The organism is Halobaculum roseum, from assembly GCF_019880245.1.
GTDB classification, from domain to species: domain Archaea; phylum Halobacteriota; class Halobacteria; order Halobacteriales; family Haloferacaceae; genus Halobaculum; species Halobaculum roseum.
In genome coordinates this window covers 2,367,943-2,382,668 of the sequence record NZ_CP082286.1, presented here as the reverse complement: position 1 = coordinate 2,382,668, position 14,726 = coordinate 2,367,943, and the positions used below count along the sequence as shown (strand labels likewise).

Annotated in this window: 16 protein-coding genes and 1 tRNA gene; 7 read left to right on the top strand and 10 right to left on the bottom strand. The window is 70.7% G+C overall.

Annotated elements, in window-relative coordinates:
• The first annotated feature begins 16 nt into the window (after positions 1–16).
• The 5 genes from K6T36_RS12060 to K6T36_RS12040 all read left to right on the top strand — a co-directional run bounded on the left by K6T36_RS12060 (position 17) and on the right by K6T36_RS12040 (position 5,696).
• Positions 17–436, top strand: a complete 420-nt coding sequence (locus tag K6T36_RS12060; RefSeq protein WP_222921501.1) for a hypothetical protein — start codon at positions 17–19, stop codon at positions 434–436.
• Between the two features lie 95 nt (positions 437–531).
• Positions 532–2,061: a carboxypeptidase M32 gene (locus tag K6T36_RS12055; protein ID WP_222921500.1), complete on the top strand. Its 1,530-nt coding sequence runs from the start codon at positions 532–534 to the stop codon at positions 2,059–2,061.
• 201 nt (positions 2,062–2,262) lie between these two features.
• The gene (locus K6T36_RS12050) at positions 2,263–2,451 is read left to right on the top strand and encodes an HVO_0416 family zinc finger protein (RefSeq protein ID WP_222921499.1); all 189 of its coding nucleotides are present in this window, start codon (positions 2,263–2,265) and stop codon (positions 2,449–2,451) included.
• A gap of 143 nt (positions 2,452–2,594) precedes the next feature.
• Positions 2,595–4,454: a UvrD-helicase domain-containing protein gene (locus tag K6T36_RS12045; RefSeq protein WP_222921498.1), complete on the top strand. Its 1,860-nt coding sequence runs from the start codon at positions 2,595–2,597 to the stop codon at positions 4,452–4,454.
• Positions 4,455–5,696 carry a M24 family metallopeptidase gene (locus tag K6T36_RS12040; protein WP_222921497.1) on the top strand — a complete coding sequence of 414 codons (1,242 nt, stop codon included), beginning with the start codon at positions 4,455–4,457 and terminating at the stop codon, positions 5,694–5,696.
• Positions 5,697–5,705: 9 nt separating this feature from the next.
• Here K6T36_RS12040 and K6T36_RS12035 read toward each other — a convergent pair whose 3' ends face one another.
• Together K6T36_RS12035 and K6T36_RS12030 are read right to left on the bottom strand one after the other, a co-directional pair.
• Positions 5,706–5,963 carry a DUF7533 family protein gene (locus tag K6T36_RS12035; protein WP_222921496.1) on the bottom strand — a complete coding sequence of 86 codons (258 nt, stop codon included), beginning with the start codon at positions 5,961–5,963 and terminating at the stop codon, positions 5,706–5,708.
• Between the two features lie 69 nt (positions 5,964–6,032).
• On the bottom strand, positions 6,033–6,683 hold the full coding sequence (locus tag K6T36_RS12030) for a DUF502 domain-containing protein (protein WP_222921495.1): 651 nt from the start codon (positions 6,681–6,683) through the stop codon (positions 6,033–6,035).
• 84 nt (positions 6,684–6,767) lie between these two features.
• On the opposite strand from K6T36_RS12030, the gene K6T36_RS12025 reads away from it, so the two are divergent.
• Positions 6,768–7,442, top strand: a complete 675-nt coding sequence (locus tag K6T36_RS12025) for a riboflavin synthase (protein ID WP_222921494.1) — start codon at positions 6,768–6,770, stop codon at positions 7,440–7,442.
• Positions 7,443–8,231: 789 nt separating this feature from the next.
• On the opposite strand, the gene K6T36_RS12020 is transcribed toward K6T36_RS12025, so the two are convergent.
• From K6T36_RS12020 to K6T36_RS12000, 5 genes are all read right to left on the bottom strand, one after another.
• Positions 8,232–8,313 (bottom strand) — tRNA-Ser (locus K6T36_RS12020).
• Positions 8,314–8,341: 28 nt separating this feature from the next.
• On the bottom strand, positions 8,342–8,545 hold the full coding sequence (locus tag K6T36_RS12015) for a DUF7981 family protein (RefSeq protein WP_222606795.1): 204 nt from the start codon (positions 8,543–8,545) through the stop codon (positions 8,342–8,344).
• Between the two features lie 3 nt (positions 8,546–8,548).
• Positions 8,549–8,929 carry a Rid family detoxifying hydrolase gene (locus K6T36_RS12010; RefSeq protein ID WP_222921493.1) on the bottom strand — a complete coding sequence of 127 codons (381 nt, stop codon included), beginning with the start codon at positions 8,927–8,929 and terminating at the stop codon, positions 8,549–8,551.
• A gap of 92 nt (positions 8,930–9,021) precedes the next feature.
• Entirely contained in the window at positions 9,022–10,233 is a 1,212-nt protein-coding gene (gene ilvA, locus K6T36_RS12005) for a threonine ammonia-lyase (RefSeq protein ID WP_222921492.1), read from the bottom strand.
• A 282-nt stretch (positions 10,234–10,515) separates the two neighbouring features.
• Positions 10,516–10,980 carry a gamma-glutamylcyclotransferase family protein gene (locus K6T36_RS12000; RefSeq protein ID WP_222921491.1) on the bottom strand — a complete coding sequence of 155 codons (465 nt, stop codon included), beginning with the start codon at positions 10,978–10,980 and terminating at the stop codon, positions 10,516–10,518.
• A gap of 98 nt (positions 10,981–11,078) precedes the next feature.
• Between K6T36_RS12000 and K6T36_RS11995 the strand changes: the two genes are divergently transcribed.
• On the top strand, positions 11,079–12,482 hold the full coding sequence (locus K6T36_RS11995; protein ID WP_222921490.1) for an MATE family efflux transporter: 1,404 nt from the start codon (positions 11,079–11,081) through the stop codon (positions 12,480–12,482).
• A 99-nt stretch (positions 12,483–12,581) separates the two neighbouring features.
• Here K6T36_RS11995 and K6T36_RS11990 read toward each other — a convergent pair whose 3' ends face one another.
• The 3 genes from K6T36_RS11990 to K6T36_RS11980 form a co-directional block, all read right to left on the bottom strand.
• The gene (locus tag K6T36_RS11990) at positions 12,582–12,842 is read right to left on the bottom strand and encodes a hypothetical protein (protein ID WP_222606789.1); all 261 of its coding nucleotides are present in this window, start codon (positions 12,840–12,842) and stop codon (positions 12,582–12,584) included.
• 109 nt (positions 12,843–12,951) lie between these two features.
• On the bottom strand, positions 12,952–14,088 hold the full coding sequence (citZ, locus tag K6T36_RS11985) for a citrate synthase (protein ID WP_222921489.1): 1,137 nt from the start codon (positions 14,086–14,088) through the stop codon (positions 12,952–12,954).
• Between the two features lie 137 nt (positions 14,089–14,225).
• On the bottom strand, positions 14,226–14,666 hold the full coding sequence (locus K6T36_RS11980; RefSeq protein ID WP_222921488.1) for a PaaI family thioesterase: 441 nt from the start codon (positions 14,664–14,666) through the stop codon (positions 14,226–14,228).
• Positions 14,667–14,726 lie beyond the last annotated feature (60 nt).

The window sequence follows — 14,726 nt, the reverse complement described above, 5'->3', positions numbered from 1 at the left end:
GAGCCCGCCGGATCCGATGACACGAAGTCCCCGCTCCCTGATCGCGCAGTTCGCTCTCTGGACCGCCGGCGCCGTCGGAGTGCAACTGGTCCTCGGCGTCTCGTGGGGGTCGCCAGCGAGCGCGCTCGACCCGCCGGCGCTCGCGGACGCCGCGCTCGTCGGCACCTGCGTCGCCGCCGGCGCCCTCGCGGCGTCGCCGCTGTCCGTCTACGGCCGGGACATCGTCGGGGTGCTCGTCGGCATCGCCCTCCTCACCCTGCTGTCGACGGCCGCGTTCGGCGCCGACGCGTCGACGGTGAACGAGGTCGTCTCGCTCGCCGGGGGCTACGGCGTGTTCGTCGCCCTCGCGTACACGGTCGGGTGGGCCCTCGACGGCGTCGTCCGCCGGGGCGTCGTCGTCGAGGACGGCGCGGCGACCTTCGCCGGGGATCGGTAGCCGTCCCCGGCGACGGATCGCGCCACGACGGCCGAGAGTCGGCCATCCGTGCGGGCCACCCGGAGGTTGATACCGCGGGACACGGAGCCTCTCGCATGGCACCGCCGAACGCCGACCTCGACTCGACGGCCTCCGACGACGCGCCCGACGCGTATCGGGACTTGATGGACAGATACGCCCGCATCTCGCACCTCGAAAGCGGCAGCGGCGTCCTCTACTGGGACCAGCAGGTGACGATGCCGACCGGCGGCACCGCCGCCCGCGGGAAGCAGCTCGCGGCGCTGTCGGCGACGACCCACGAGAAGCTCACGGGCGAGGGGATCGCCGACGCGCTCGATGCGGCCGAGGACGCCGGTCTCGACGGCGATCGCACGGCGAACGTCCGCGAGATCCGCCGGCGCCACGAGCGCAACCGCAGCGTCCCCGAGGAGCTGGTGGAGGAGCTGACCGAGCAACAGTCCGCCAGCCAGCAGGTGTGGAAGGAGGCGAAGGCCGACGACGACTTCGACCGCTTCGCGCCGACGCTGGAGACGCTGCGGGACCTCCACGTCGAGCGGGCCGAGGCGATCGACCCCGACCGCCCGGCCTACGAGGTCATGTACGAGGACGGCGAGCCGTACCTCCCGCTGGAGCGGCTGGAGGAGGTCTTCGAGGAACTGAAGGCGGGGCTCGTCCCGCTCATCGAGGAGATCGAGGCCGCCGACGTCGACCTCGCGTCGCCGTTCGTCGCGGCGGGCCCCTACGACGACGCGACACAGCGCGACCTGTCGGAATCCGTGCTCGACCTGCTGAACTACCCCGACGACCGCGGCCGACTGGACGTGTCCGCGCACCCGTTCACCTCCGGCAACCAGTTCGACGCCCGCATCACGACGCGGTTCAAGCCCGAGGACCCGATGGACGCGTTCACCGCCACCGTCCACGAGTTCGGCCACGCGAGCTACGAGCTGGGGCTGCCGGACGGCCGCTTCGGCGAGCCGCTGGGGGCCTCGCTCTCGTCGGGCGTCCACGAGAGCCAGTCGCGGTTCTGGGAGAACCACGTCGCGCGCACCGAGCCGTTCTGGGAGGGGTTCGTCGACGAGGCGAACGACCACCTCGGCACCGACGCCACCGCGCGGGAGGCGTACGAGGCGGTGAACCAGATCTACCCGGAGAATCTTATCCGCGTGGAAGCGGACGAGCTCACCTACCACCTGCACATCATCCTCCGGTGTGAGATCGACCGCGCGTTCGTCGAGGGCGATGTCTCCGTCGAGGAGATCCCGGCCGTCTGGAACGAGAAGATGGACGACTACCTCGGCGTCGTGCCCGACACCGACGCCGACGGCTGTCTGCAGGACATCCACTGGAGCAGCCGCTTCGCCGCGTTCCAGGGGTACACAATCGGCTCGGTGCTGGCGGCACAGCTCGATCACGCGATGCGCGAGGACCTGGGCGACGTGGACGCGCTGATCCGCGAGGGCGACCTCCAGCCGCTGTGGGAGTGGATGACCGAACACGTCCACCGCCACGGCCGCCGGTATCCGACCGACGAACTCGTCGAGGTCGCCACCGGCGAGCCGCTGACGGCCGAGTACTTCCTCGACTACGTGGAGGAGAAGTTCGGCGAACTGTACGATCTCTGAGCGACGATCGCCCACCGACGATCGCCGAGAGACGAACGCCGTGAGACGGCCCCCGAGGACGAACCGAACGCGGCCCGCGTCCGAACCGCGATCCGACTACTCCGCGGCCGGTGGGGACGCTCTCCCGTCGCCGTCTGCCGATTTCACGAACGAGAGAGTCGCCACAAGCTATATCACCCGCCATGGTATAGCGTACCATGTATGGCGTCGGCACCGAGCCCCGATGGCGACCTGTTCGACGAGTTCCTGACCAGTCGCGGCCACGACGTGGAGACGGCCCGATGGGAGGAGTCGTATAACAAGAAACAGTGTCCCGACTGTGGCGGCCTTCACGACGGCGACGCGTCCGAGTGCTCGGTGTGCGGCTGGCGACCGGAGGCGGTGAACTGACCGGCTGACGACCGACCGATCCGCGCGCTCGTCGCCGCCCGCTCGCGGCGCGAGCGCGTCGAGACGACCTTCTCCGTTCCGAACACGTCCGTCCGCGAGCGCGAGCCACGGCGCTTATGAGTCGTGGACGAGAGGACACGGTAATGAGCGACCCGACGGTGACCCGCCTGTTCGGTGGCCCGGGCAGCGGGAAGACGACCGCGCTCCTCGACCGCGTCGAGGGGCTCATCGACGAGGGCGCGGACATCCGTGACATCCTCGTCGTCTCGTACACGCGCGCGGCGGCATCCGAGGTGCGCGAGCGCCTCGCCGAACGTCTCGACACCACCCCGCGTCACCTGCAGGGGAACGTCGCGACGATGCACGCGAAGGCGTACGAGCTGTTGAACCTCTCCCGGGGCGACGTGGTCGGCGAGGACGACAAGGAGGCGTTCTGCGACGACTACGGCGTCGAGTACGAGGACGAGTACTCAGGCGGCGGCCGCCGAACCGCGCGGTCGACGACGCTCGGCAACAAGGTGATCGCCACCTCGCAGTGGCTCCAGCGCACCAAGCGTGACGTGGCCGACTGGTACGACGTGCCGTTCCAGTGGGACGTCGAGGAGGTCCGGCTCCCGCCGGAGATCGACCCGAACGCCCAGGAGGGGAACAAGTACACCCCGACGTGGCCCGGCGACGACGACCGCCTCGACGTGCCGGAGGCGATCCGGGCGTGGCGCGCCTACAAGGGCGACAACGGGCTGGTCGGGTTCGCCGACATGCTCGAACGGGTGAAACAGCGCTCGCTGCTCCCCAGCGTCGACCACCTCGTGATCGACGAGTTCCAGGACATCACCACGCTGCAGTACGAGGTGTTCGAGGAGTGGAAGCCGCACATGGACTCGTGTCTCATCGCCGGCGACGACGACCAGGTCGTGTACGCCTGGCAGGGCGCCGACCCCGCGCTCTTGCTCGACACCGAGGTCGACGAGGACGAGGTGCTGCCGAACTCCTACCGCCTCCCCTCGAACATCCTCAACGTCGTCAACACGGAGATCCGCCACATCGACAAGCGCCAGGAGAAGGACCTCAAGCCGCGCAAGGAGGGCGGCGCGGTGGAGGCGGTCGACTCCCCGTCGATGCTCGACCTCGTGCGGAACGTCCGCCACACCGTCCAGAGCACGGACGACGAGACGGTGATGGTGCTGTTCCGCGCGCGCTATCAGATGTTCGACTTCATCGACGAGTTCATCTCCGAGGGGATCCCGTTCTCGTGTCTCACCGACCAGCGGATGTGGACCGACCGGCTCACCGACTACGTCCGGGCGGTCGAGGCCGTCGACAAGGGCGAGGCGCTGACGGCGCTGCAGGCCCGTCGCCTCGCGGACATCCTCCAGGACTCGGCGTTCGGGAGCAACGACCGCGACGAGCTGTACGACTTCCTCGACGAGGTCGATGAGACCGCCGAGGAGGACGACCTCGCGGAGATCCCGCTGTCGCCGGAGGACGTGAAGGAGTACGTCCCGTTCATGCCCGACGGACCGTCCGCCGGGGACATGGCCCGCAAGATCACCAGCTTCCAGCGGAAGTCGGTGAAGGCGTACTTCGCGGGCGGGTACGCCGGCGAGGACCCCGACCGGGTTCGCCTCGGCACGATCCACTCCGCGAAGGGTCGCGAGGCCGACCACGTGTTCGTCAACACCGACCTCACCGAGAAGGTCGTCGAACAGATGGCCGCCCAGGCCGACCAGCAGGGGCTCGACGTGACCGGCCGCGACGGCGAGGAGTTCACCAAGTCCACCAGCCCGGTGCCGGTGCTCACGGACAACGAGCGCCGGGTCTTCTATGTCGGCATGTCTCGCGCGCGCGAGCGGCTCGTCCTCATGCAGAACCTCGTCACCGGCGCGCCGACGCTGCCGATCTCGGTGGTCCTCCACAACGAGATCCGCGAGGGCGACCCCCAGGAGATCGTCGACGAGATCGTCGAGACGGTCGAGGCGCCCGACCCCGAAGTCGAGGCGTAGATGCCCCCGCAGCGAGACGGCGATACCGACGGTGACGACGCCGCCGGCGACGACGCGCTCGACACGAGCTACGCGCCGCTCGCGACCGAACTCGCCGACCGCGACGCCGCGGGGTTCGTCGCCGTCGGCGACCGCTTCGACGACGACCTCCGGTGGCTCACGCGCGTTTCGGGCCCGGATCGCGACTACGCGTTCGTGGCGACGCCCGCGAGCGGCGGCGACGGCGACTCGGAGGCGGACGGGTACCCCAACGGCGTCCACACGGCGCTGTGCGCGCCGGCGCTGTTCGACGAGCAGGCGCGCCGGGAGTTCCCCGGCGACGAGGTCCGCGTCGGCGACCAGGCGGATCCGGCCGGCGTCCGCGCGGCCGCCGCGCTCGACGACCGCGGCGCCGACGCCGGCTCCGTGCTCGTTCCGCAGGGGATCCCCCACGACGCCGTCGTGTATCTCGAACGGGCCGGCTACGAGGTCACCTCGACCGACGCCGTCGCCCGCGCCCGCGAGACGAAGACCGACGCCGAGATCGATCGCCTGCGGCGCGTCCAGCGCGCGGCGATCCGCGGGATCGCACGGGCCGAGGAGATCCTCGCCGAAGCGACCGTCGACGCCGACGCGGTCCGCTGGAACGGCGGCGTGCTCTCGACCGAGCGCCTCCGCCGGCAGCTGAACGAGACCCTCGCGGCCCATGGCGTCCGAGACGCCGGGAACACGGTTATCGGCGCGGGCGCGACCGCCGCCGACCTCCACTACACCGGCACCGACGTGATCCGACCGGGCGAGACGGTGCTGCTCGACGTGTCGCCCCGGGGGCCCGACGGCTACTACGGCGACGTGACGCGCACCTTCGCCGTCGACCCCGACGGCGGCTGGGAGCGCCGGGCGTACCTCGCCGTCGAGCGCGCCCGGGAGGCAGCCCTCGACGAGGTCGCCGCCGGCGTCCCGGCCTCGACCGTCCACGGGGAGGCCGCCGCCGAACTCGCGGCCCACGGCTTCCGCGTCGATTCCGACGAGGTCGGGTTCACCCACTCGACGGGCCACGGCGTCGGCGTCTCCCTCCACGAGGGGCCGTCGCTGGGGGGCGACGACGAACTCGAAGCTGGCAACGTGGTCACGATCGAGCCGGGCGTGTACGATCCCGAGGAGGGCGGAGTCAGGCTGGAGGACCTGATCGTCGTCACCGACGACGGCTTCGAGTTCCTCGGCGAGTACCCGTTCTCGCTGGTTCCGAAGCGCCGCGAGTAGTCGGGCAGGCTACCGGTCGCCGTCGCCGTCGGACCCCTCGGGCGTGTCGACCACGGCGTCGACGGCCGTCTCCGCCGCCTTCGCCGGCACGTCGTCGGGGCTCGTGAGCCGGCGGGGCAACACGACCATCAGGACCGCGATCAGAACGGTCACCGCGCCGAACAGCGTGCCCCCGTCGAGGATCGTCTGAACGCCGTAGACTGCGACCGGGAGCGCGAAGATCAGCGTCGCCGCGAGTCCGACCTGTTCGAGGATGCCGAGCGCCACGCTCGCCGGTAGACCGGCGGACGTTGAAACCCTGTCGCCCGCGCTCCAGTCGGGATAGATCGCGAGGAGTCACTCGCCGGCGTCCGAGGCGACCGCCGCGGGGAGCCGCTCGGGGTCCTCGACCGATAACCCCGTCGTGACGAGCAGCCGGAGGCCGCGGGCGACGCTCATATCGATCTCCGCGTAGTCGTCCGGGTGCATCATCGCCAGCTTTCCGGCGGTGGGGTTCGGGCTGTGCGGGAAGAAGACGGTCATCAGCTCCTCGCCGGCCGTCCGGCGAACGCTGCGGGGGGCGGGGTTCGTGACGAAGCCGATCGACCACGTGCCGTCGCGGGGGAATTCCGCGACGACGACGCGGTCGAAGCCGTCGCCCGGCGACGCCAGCGACTCGCTCACCTGTCGGACGCCGAAGTACACCGCCCGGACGACCGGGAGGAGCCGGACGCCGCGCTCGAAGCCTCCGAACAGCCGCCGGCCCGCCTCGTGGGAGGCGACGAACCCGACGACGGTGATCCCGAGCGCGATGAGCACGACCGCGAGCGCCGTCGCCACCGCCTCGTTGCCGACCAGCGCCGCCAGCCCCGTCCCGCGGACGGTCGGCGCCAGCGTCCCCGAGAGCCGGTCGACCGCCAGATCGAGCAGGAACAGCGTCACCGCCAACGGGAGCACGACGAACAGCCCCGCCACGAAGCTCGACCGAAGCCGCGCGATCGCGTCCATACCGGCCGACGGGTCGGGGGCCGACTTAACTCCTCGCGTCACGCTATCGGAACGCTTTCCGTTTGCGGGACACTCGGATCTGGTATGTTCACCGGAATCGTGGAGACCGCCGGCGAGGTCGTCGGGCGCGAGGAGACGCCCGACGGGCTCCGCCTGCGCGTCGCCGCCGAGGGGCTCGACGACCTCCACCACGGCCAGTCGATCGCCGTCAGCGGCGTCTGTCTCACCGTCGAGGAGTTCGGCGCGGTCGACGCCGCGGGGACCGGGGACGGCGACGCCGGCGACCGCTCGTGGTTCTCCGTGTTCCTCGCGGCCGAGACGGTCGCGAAGACGTACCTCGACGACCTGCGCGAGGGCGACGCGGTCAACGTCGAGCGCGCGCTCGCGGCCGACGGCCGCTTCGACGGCCACGTCGTGCAGGGCCACGTCGACACGACCGCCGAGATCACCGGCATCGAGCGCGTCGGCGAGGACTGGCGCTTCACGTTCTCGATCCCGGAGGGGTTCGGCCGCTACATCGTCGACAAGGGGTCGGTGGCGCTCGACGGCATCTCGCTCACGGTCGCCGAGAAGCGCGGCGACGAGTTCGACGTGGCGATCATCCCGACCACGTACGAGCTGACGACGCTCTCGGAGAAGGCGGTCGGCGACCCGGTGCACGTCGAGGTGGACGTGGTCGCGAAGTACGTGGAGAACATGCTGGAGGGGTACGCCGAGTCGCTGTCGGAGGAGCCGCCGACGCCGTCCGCGGACGACTGAGGCCGACATTCTACGGATGTCGCGTGCCGGCGGGCCTGTGTGCCCGCCGGGAGCGCGCGAGGGATGAGGGAGGAGCGGGTGCGAAGCGAGCGCGACGACCGAATCGGCTGGGGAGGTCGTGGCTGCGGTGCGGTCGCGGCGGGCGGGACTGAAAGGGGCCGGTTCGCTCGTGAGCCGAGGCGACGCAAGCACCGCAGGCCGAAGGCCGAGGAGCGCAGCGAGACGCAGGCCACGAGCGAACCGGGGGCTTTCGCGGTCTTCACTACGGTGTCAGTACCAACAGCGGTACCGGACCATCTCGTGGCGGGTTACCAAGTCTAAAGAGCCAGGACAGGGATTTGAACGCGGTCGTTCCGCTCGCTTCGCTCGCTTCACTCCCTGCTCAAATCCCTGCACGCGGGTTTCACGGAGCCACGGCTCGCTCCGCTCGCCGTGTGGCTCCGTCAGAAGACGCCAGGACAGGGATTTGAACCACGCCGAGACGGTCCTGCTCGCTCGCGTTGCTCGCTGCGCAGGCTGCGACTCGTCTACTTCAAATCCCCGTCGGAAGGGCACACACGGGTCGACGGCTCACTCGCTACGCTCGTTCGCGTTGTCGACCCGAGAAGTACGCCAGGACAGGGATTTGAACTCCTGAAGACGGTCGCCTCGCGTCGACCTCACTCCGTTCGGTCGCGCTCGGCGCTGCGACTTCCGTGTTCAAATCCCTGTCGTACAGGTCGTTCGCGCTCGCTGTGTCGCTCGCACACGCTACGCGGTGCTCGCGTGTGTTGCTCGCGCGAAAAACGACGCCAGGACAGGGATTTGAACCCTGGATCCCATAGGGGAACACGCTTTCCAGGCGTGCGCCTTACCACTCGGCCATCCTGGCTCGCACTGATCCTACCCCGCTGCGAGTTTTAAGCCTGTCCCTTCCGCGTCAGTCGATGCTCCAGACCGTACGACGCCGCGGCGACGACCGCGCCCACGACCGCCGCGAGCGCGAACAGCGCGGCGAACCCGAACGGCAGTCCCGGGCCGACCAGCACCAGCGCCTGCCCGCCGACGAGCACGACCAACAGGCCGATGGCGCCCCACAGCAGCGCCGACTTCTCGCGGGACACCGCCTACGACACGTCGACGACCGCCTCGATCTCGACGCCGACGCCCTTCGGGAGCGCGCCCGCCTGCACCGCCGAGCGCGCCGGCGGCTCCGACTCGAAGTAGGTGGCGTACGTCTCGTTCATCTCCTCGAAGTCGTCGATGTCCGCGAGGAACACCGTCGTCTTCAACACGTCCGAGGCGTCGCCCCCCGCCTCCTCGACGATCGCGAGGAGGTTGTCGAGCGCGAGCTCGGTCTGCTCGGCGATCGGGGCGTCCTCCTGCAACTCGCCGTCGGGCGTGAGGGGGATCTGCCCCGCCGTGAACAGGAGGTCGCCGTTCGTCGTCGCCTGGCTGTACGCGCCGACCGCCGCCGGCGCCTCGTCGGTGGAGACGATTTCCTTCATATCCGGGGGTCCGACCGGCCGGCGCATAAATCGCGGGGGAGTCGGTCGACGCGGTGGGGGCCCACGCCCCTCGCCGCGGCGACGGTGTCGCCTCAGGTTTCGACCTCGACCTCGTAGCCCGCCTCCTCCAGCGCGGCGACGACCTCGGCGGCGTGATCGTGGCCGTGGGTCTCCAACTCGATCTCTAAGTCCGCGGCGTCGACGGCGATGTCGCGGGAGGTGCGGTCGTGGCTCAGCGCGTAGACGTTCGCGTCCTCGCGGGCGATGATGCTCGCGACGCGCTCCAGCTCCCCGGGGCGGTCCTTCAGCTCCAGGGAGATCTTCAGGTAGCGACCCATCCGCACGAGCCCGCGGAGGATCACCGTGATCAGCGTGTTCATGTCGATGTTCCCGCCGCACAGCGCCGGGACGATCGTCTCCCCCTCCTCGTACTCGAACTTCTCCTCCAGCACCGCCGCCAGCGCCACCGCGCCCGCGCCCTCGACGACCGTCTTCGAGCGTTCCAGCAGGAGCGTGAGCGCCTCGGCGATCTCCTCGTCGTCGACGGTGACGACCTCGTCGACGCGCTCGCGGATGTACGGGAACGTGTGCTCGCCCACCTCCCGCACCGCGATCCCGTCGGCGACGGTGTCGACGCCCTCCAGTTCGACCCGCTCGCCCTCGCGCACCGACCGCGCCGCCGAGTCGGCGCCGGCGGCCTGGACGCCGACGACGCGCACGTCGTCGAGCGCGCCCTTCAGCGCCGTCGCGACGCCGGCGATCAGCCCGCCCCCGCCGATGGGGACGACCACCGTGTCGACCTCGGGGCACTGCTCGGCGATCTCTAAGCCGATCGTCCCTTGGCCGGCCATCACCAGCTCGTCCTCGAAGGCGTGGAGGTACACCTTGTCCTCCTCGCGCTCGATCTCGTGGGCGTGCGCCTGCGCCTCGTCGTAGTCGATGCCGTGGAGGACGACGTCGCCGCCGTAGCGTTTGGTCGCCTCGACCTTCGAGACCGGGGCGTACTTCGGCATCACGATGGTGGAGTCGACGCCCGCCCGCGTCGCCGCGAGCGCGACCCCCTGGGCGTGGTTGCCGGCGCTCGCGGTGACGACGCCCCGCTCGCGCTCCTCCTCGGTGAGCGCGGCGATGCGGTTCATCGCGCCGCGGATCTTGAACGCGCCGGTGCGCTGGGTGTTCTCCAGTTTCAGGCGAACGTCCGCCCCGGTCAGCTCCGAGAAGCTGAACGAGCGGTTCAGCGGCGTCCGTACGGCGACCTGGTCGACGTGCTCGCGGGCGGCGAGCACGTCCTCGTAGCTGAGCATACCCCGGCTTCGCCGGTCGCCGGTGTATCGGTTGTGATCGCCGCAGTCGACCGATCGGCGGCGGCGCCCGGAACACGACCGACCGATCAGATCGGCGTGCGTGCGAGCCGACGGCTCGCGGACGAAAAGTGGGGAAAGAGGGGGAATGCACGCGTGCGACGTGCAACAGCAGACAGGCACCCCGAGTATATAAAAGTAAGTCACGCGGAGTGAAAGTGAAATCGTGGGACAGCGGCCTCCTCTCGCCGGCGTCAGACGCTTGTCCGCCCACCGTCGCGCGCTTCAACCTTGCGGCTGAACTCGAACCGTGACGCCGCGTTCGCGGACCGTCCGCGCCACCCGCGCCTCGAAGGGTCCCGAGCCCGGCCAGGACGCCGGCGCGTCGAGCCGCTCGGGGTCGCCGACGTACACCGCGGCCTCGCCCCGGCGCTCGCCGTCGGGACCGACCAGCGGAACGGACACCCGGACGTACAGGCCGTCGTCGACCCGCTCGTAGGCGTCGAGCGCCTCGATCCCGTCGGTCCGGAGGAGTCGGCCGCCGACCGCGGCGTCGACGCCGATGCCGTCGATACCGTCGTCGGTCCCGTCCCCGGCGTCCCCGTCCTCGACGGGCGGCGCGAGCGTCGGGTATCGGCCCTCGACGACACGCAGGCCCTCCAGTCTCGCGGCGCCGACGAACGCGAACGAGTCGAGCACCTCGCGCACCCGGTCGGGCTCGGTCAACGTTCCGTACACGAACACGTCCATGGAGGCCACAGCCCGCCCGCGGGCTTGGCTGTTGGGGCGAGCGCGTCCGGCCGTGCCGCTTCCGGAACCGCCAAACCGCGGCCGTTCGAGGGCCCGATATGAACCGCGAGCGTCTGCTCGGCGTCTGGCGCCGCGTGCTCGCGCTCGCGTGGCCCGTCATGGCCGAGCAGACGTTCCGCACGGCGATGCGGACGACCGACATCATCGTCACCGCGCAGTTCTCGCCGGCGGCGGTCGTCGCCATCGGCCTCGCCGACCTGTACGCCCGGTTCCCGCTGCGCATCGGGCTCGGCCTCGGCGGCGGCGCGATCGCCCTCTCCAGCCAGGACACCGGCGCCGCCGCCGACGCCAACCGCGACGAGGCCGTGACACAGGCCGTCCTGATGGGCCTGCTCGCGGGTGTTCCCTTCGTGTTCATCGGCCTGTTGTTCGGCGAGCCGATCATCGCGCTGCTGGGCGCCGACGCGAACACCGCCGCGCTCGGGGGGACGTACCTCGCCATCGTGTTCGCCACCGCGCCCGCGCGCCACGTCGCGCTGATAGGGGCGCGCTCGCTGCAGGGCACCGGCGACACGCGCACGCCGATGTACGTGAACGTTCTCGCGAACGCGCTCAACATCACGGGATCGTTCGTCCTCGGGCTCGGCCTGCTGGGGGCGCCCCGGCTCGACATCGTCGGCGTCGGGGTCGCCACGGCCGGCGCGAACGTGCTCACCGCCGCGCTCCTGTTGGCGGCGATGGCGACCTCGTGGGCGGACGCGAGCCTCGTGCGCCCGCGCGACGGGGTCATCGCCAAACAGCTCGTTCGCGTCTCGGCGCCGCGGGTGCTGGAGGGCTTCTCCGCGACGATCGCCGAGTTCCCGTTCAACGCCCTGCTGCTCGGGTTCGGCACGGAGGTCAACGCGGGCTTCCAGATCGGCCGCCGGATGTACCAGCAGGTGACCGGCCCGCTCTCGCGCGGCTACAACGTCGCCGCCAGCGTCGTCGTCGGGCAGTCGCTCGGCGACGGCGACGCGGCGGGCGCCCGATACAACGGCTACGCCGTGACCGGACTGGGGCTCGCGACCGTCGGCGTCATCGGCCTCCTCCTGGTCGCGCTCGCGCCCGCGTTCGTCTCGGTGTTCACCGACGACGCCGGGACGGTCCCGCACGCGGTCGCGTTCGCGCGGGTGTACGGCGCCACCGCCGCGTTCCTCGTCGCCTTCACCGTGCTCTCGGGGGCGCTGCAGGGCGCCAGCGAGACGCGCGTTCCCCTCGTGGGACGGCTCGTCGGCACCTTCGGCTTCCTGCTGGGCACGACGTATCTCGTCGGCGAGGTGCTCGGCTTCGGCGCCCGTGGCGCGTACCTCGCGGTCGGCCTCCAGTATGTCTGCATGGCCGCCGTCGTCCTCTGGGGCTTCCGCTACACCGGGTGGGCGTCGCGGGCGGCGGAGATGATGGCCGAACGCGGGAGCGCCGACGCCGACGACGTGGACGGCGTGGAGGACGCTGACGGCGCGTGACGGCCGCGTCGCTCGGGAACTGCGTGTCCGAAAAGACGGTCCGTCCGCGGTCGGAACGGGCGGGGGCCGGTGTCCCCGGGAGCGGTGTGAGTCGTCGACTTAGCGGCGCGCGTACCGGACGAGTTCGCGGCCGAGGAAGCCGACGGCGATGCCGGCGCCGAAGGTGCGGATCAGCTCCTCGCGGCGACGCTCGCGGTACTCCTCGGGGAAGTACTCGGTCATGAGGTCGAACATGCGCTCGCCGACCTCGTGGCGGACGAGCTGGCCGCGCTCGCCGGCTCGGCTCCGGGCCCCGCTTCGGACCTTCTCGGCGTACTCGCTGTAGTCGTCGCTTCGGGGGGTTCTGATCTTCAGGTCCATACACATGATACTCCCGCTGAGGAGATAACCGTTTCCCGGAGGCGTGCGATCACGCGTCTCGGTCGGAATTGCAGCGAAAAATCGATCGGTCGTGGGGTATCGTCGGCGCCTACCGGTCCTCGATCGGCACCCACTCGGCGTCCGTCTCGCCGACGTACCGGGCGCGCGGCCGGATCAGCCGATTGTCCTCGTACTGCTCCATCACGTGGGCGGCCCAGCCGCCGACGCGCGAGACCGCGAAGATGGGCGTGTAGATGTCGATCGGGATGCCCATCTGGTAGTACGTCGTCGCCGAGTAGAAGTCGACGTTGGGCGCGAGGCCCTTCTCCTCGGCCATGTACTCCTCGATGGCGACGCTCATCTCGTACCACTTCATGTCGCCGGCGGCCTCGCCCAGCGCCTCCGAGCGGTCGCCGAGGATCTTCGCGCGCGGGTCCTTCACGTTGTACACGCGGTGCCCGAAGCCGGCGACGCGGCGACCCTCCTCGAGCGCCTGCGTCACCCACTCGACGGGCTCCTGGTCGGCCTCGTCGATCTCCTGGAGCATCCGCATCACGTTGGCGTTGGCGCCGCCGTGGAGGCTCCCCGAGAGCGTGCCGACGGCGGAGGTGACCGCCGAGTGCATGTCCGCGAGCGTCGAGGCGGTGACCGTCGCCGAGAACGTGGAGGCGTTGAGCCCGTGGTCGGCGTGGAGCACGAGCGCCTGGTCGAACACGTCCGCGGTGACCTCGTCGGGCACCTCGCCGTTGAGCATGTACAGGAAGTTCTCGGCGTGGTCCAGGTCCTCGCGCGGGTCCACGGGCTCCTCGCCGTCGCGGACACGGGCGAACGCCGCCAGCGCCGTCGGCAGCTTCGCCGTGATCCGGCGCGCCTTGCGGACGTTCGCCTCGGGGTCGGTCGGGTCGGCGTCGGTGTCGGGGTCCGCGGCCGACAGCGACGAGGCGGCGGTGCGCATCGCCGCCATCGGCTCCTCGTCGGCCTCCGCGAGGCGCGTGACCGTCTCAAGCGTGTCGTCGTCGAGGTCGCGCTCGGCGCTCATGGCCTCCTCGAACGCGGACAGCTCCGACTCCGTCGGGAGTTCACCGTTCCACAGGAGATACAGCGTCTCCTCGTAGGAGGCGTGCTCGGCGAGGTCCTCGATGGCGTACCCGCGGTAGACGAGTTTGCCCTCGTCACCGTCGATGAAGCTGAGGTCGGACTCGGCGACGAGGACGCCCTCCAGTCCCCGCTTGAGTTCGTCGGACATACCTCGGACTTCCGAGGGGCCGCCGAAAAGCGTTATCTTTCGGGAAGAACCCACACACTCCCCCGACCGGGGCCCGCGGGGACGGCCGCGCGTCCTCGCTCGCGACCGGGCGGCGTCGCCGGCGATCTCCCGACGCGCTACCCGTCGAGCGAGTCGTCGCCCGGCGTGACGCCCCACGCGCCGCCGTCGCCGCCGCCTCCGGTCTTGAACGTCCCGCGCGCGTCGGCGACGTGCGTGCCGTTCACGTCCTCGATCCGCACCTCCGCGGTGGCGACGCTGCCGCCGTCGCGGACGACGGTCGCCTCCGCGCGCAGGTCGGTCGTCGCCGGCGCGAGGTAGTCCATCCGCATGTCGACGGTCGGCGTCGGCTTGTGGTGCAGCGAGATGACCGCCGCCCCCGCGGCCGTGTCCGCCAGCGCGTAGGTGACGCCGCCGTGGGCGATCTTCCGCCCCGGCACCGACGAGAGGTCCTCGTGCATCGGGAGCTCGACGACGGCGCGGCCGTCGGCGGCCTCGACGACGTCGATACCCATGTGGTCGGCGAACGGCATCCCGTTGAGCAGGTCGGCGACGCTCATCTCCTCGGCCCCCGGTCGACTCCGGCGAACTGATGCATACCTCCCGCGTCGACACCGGGG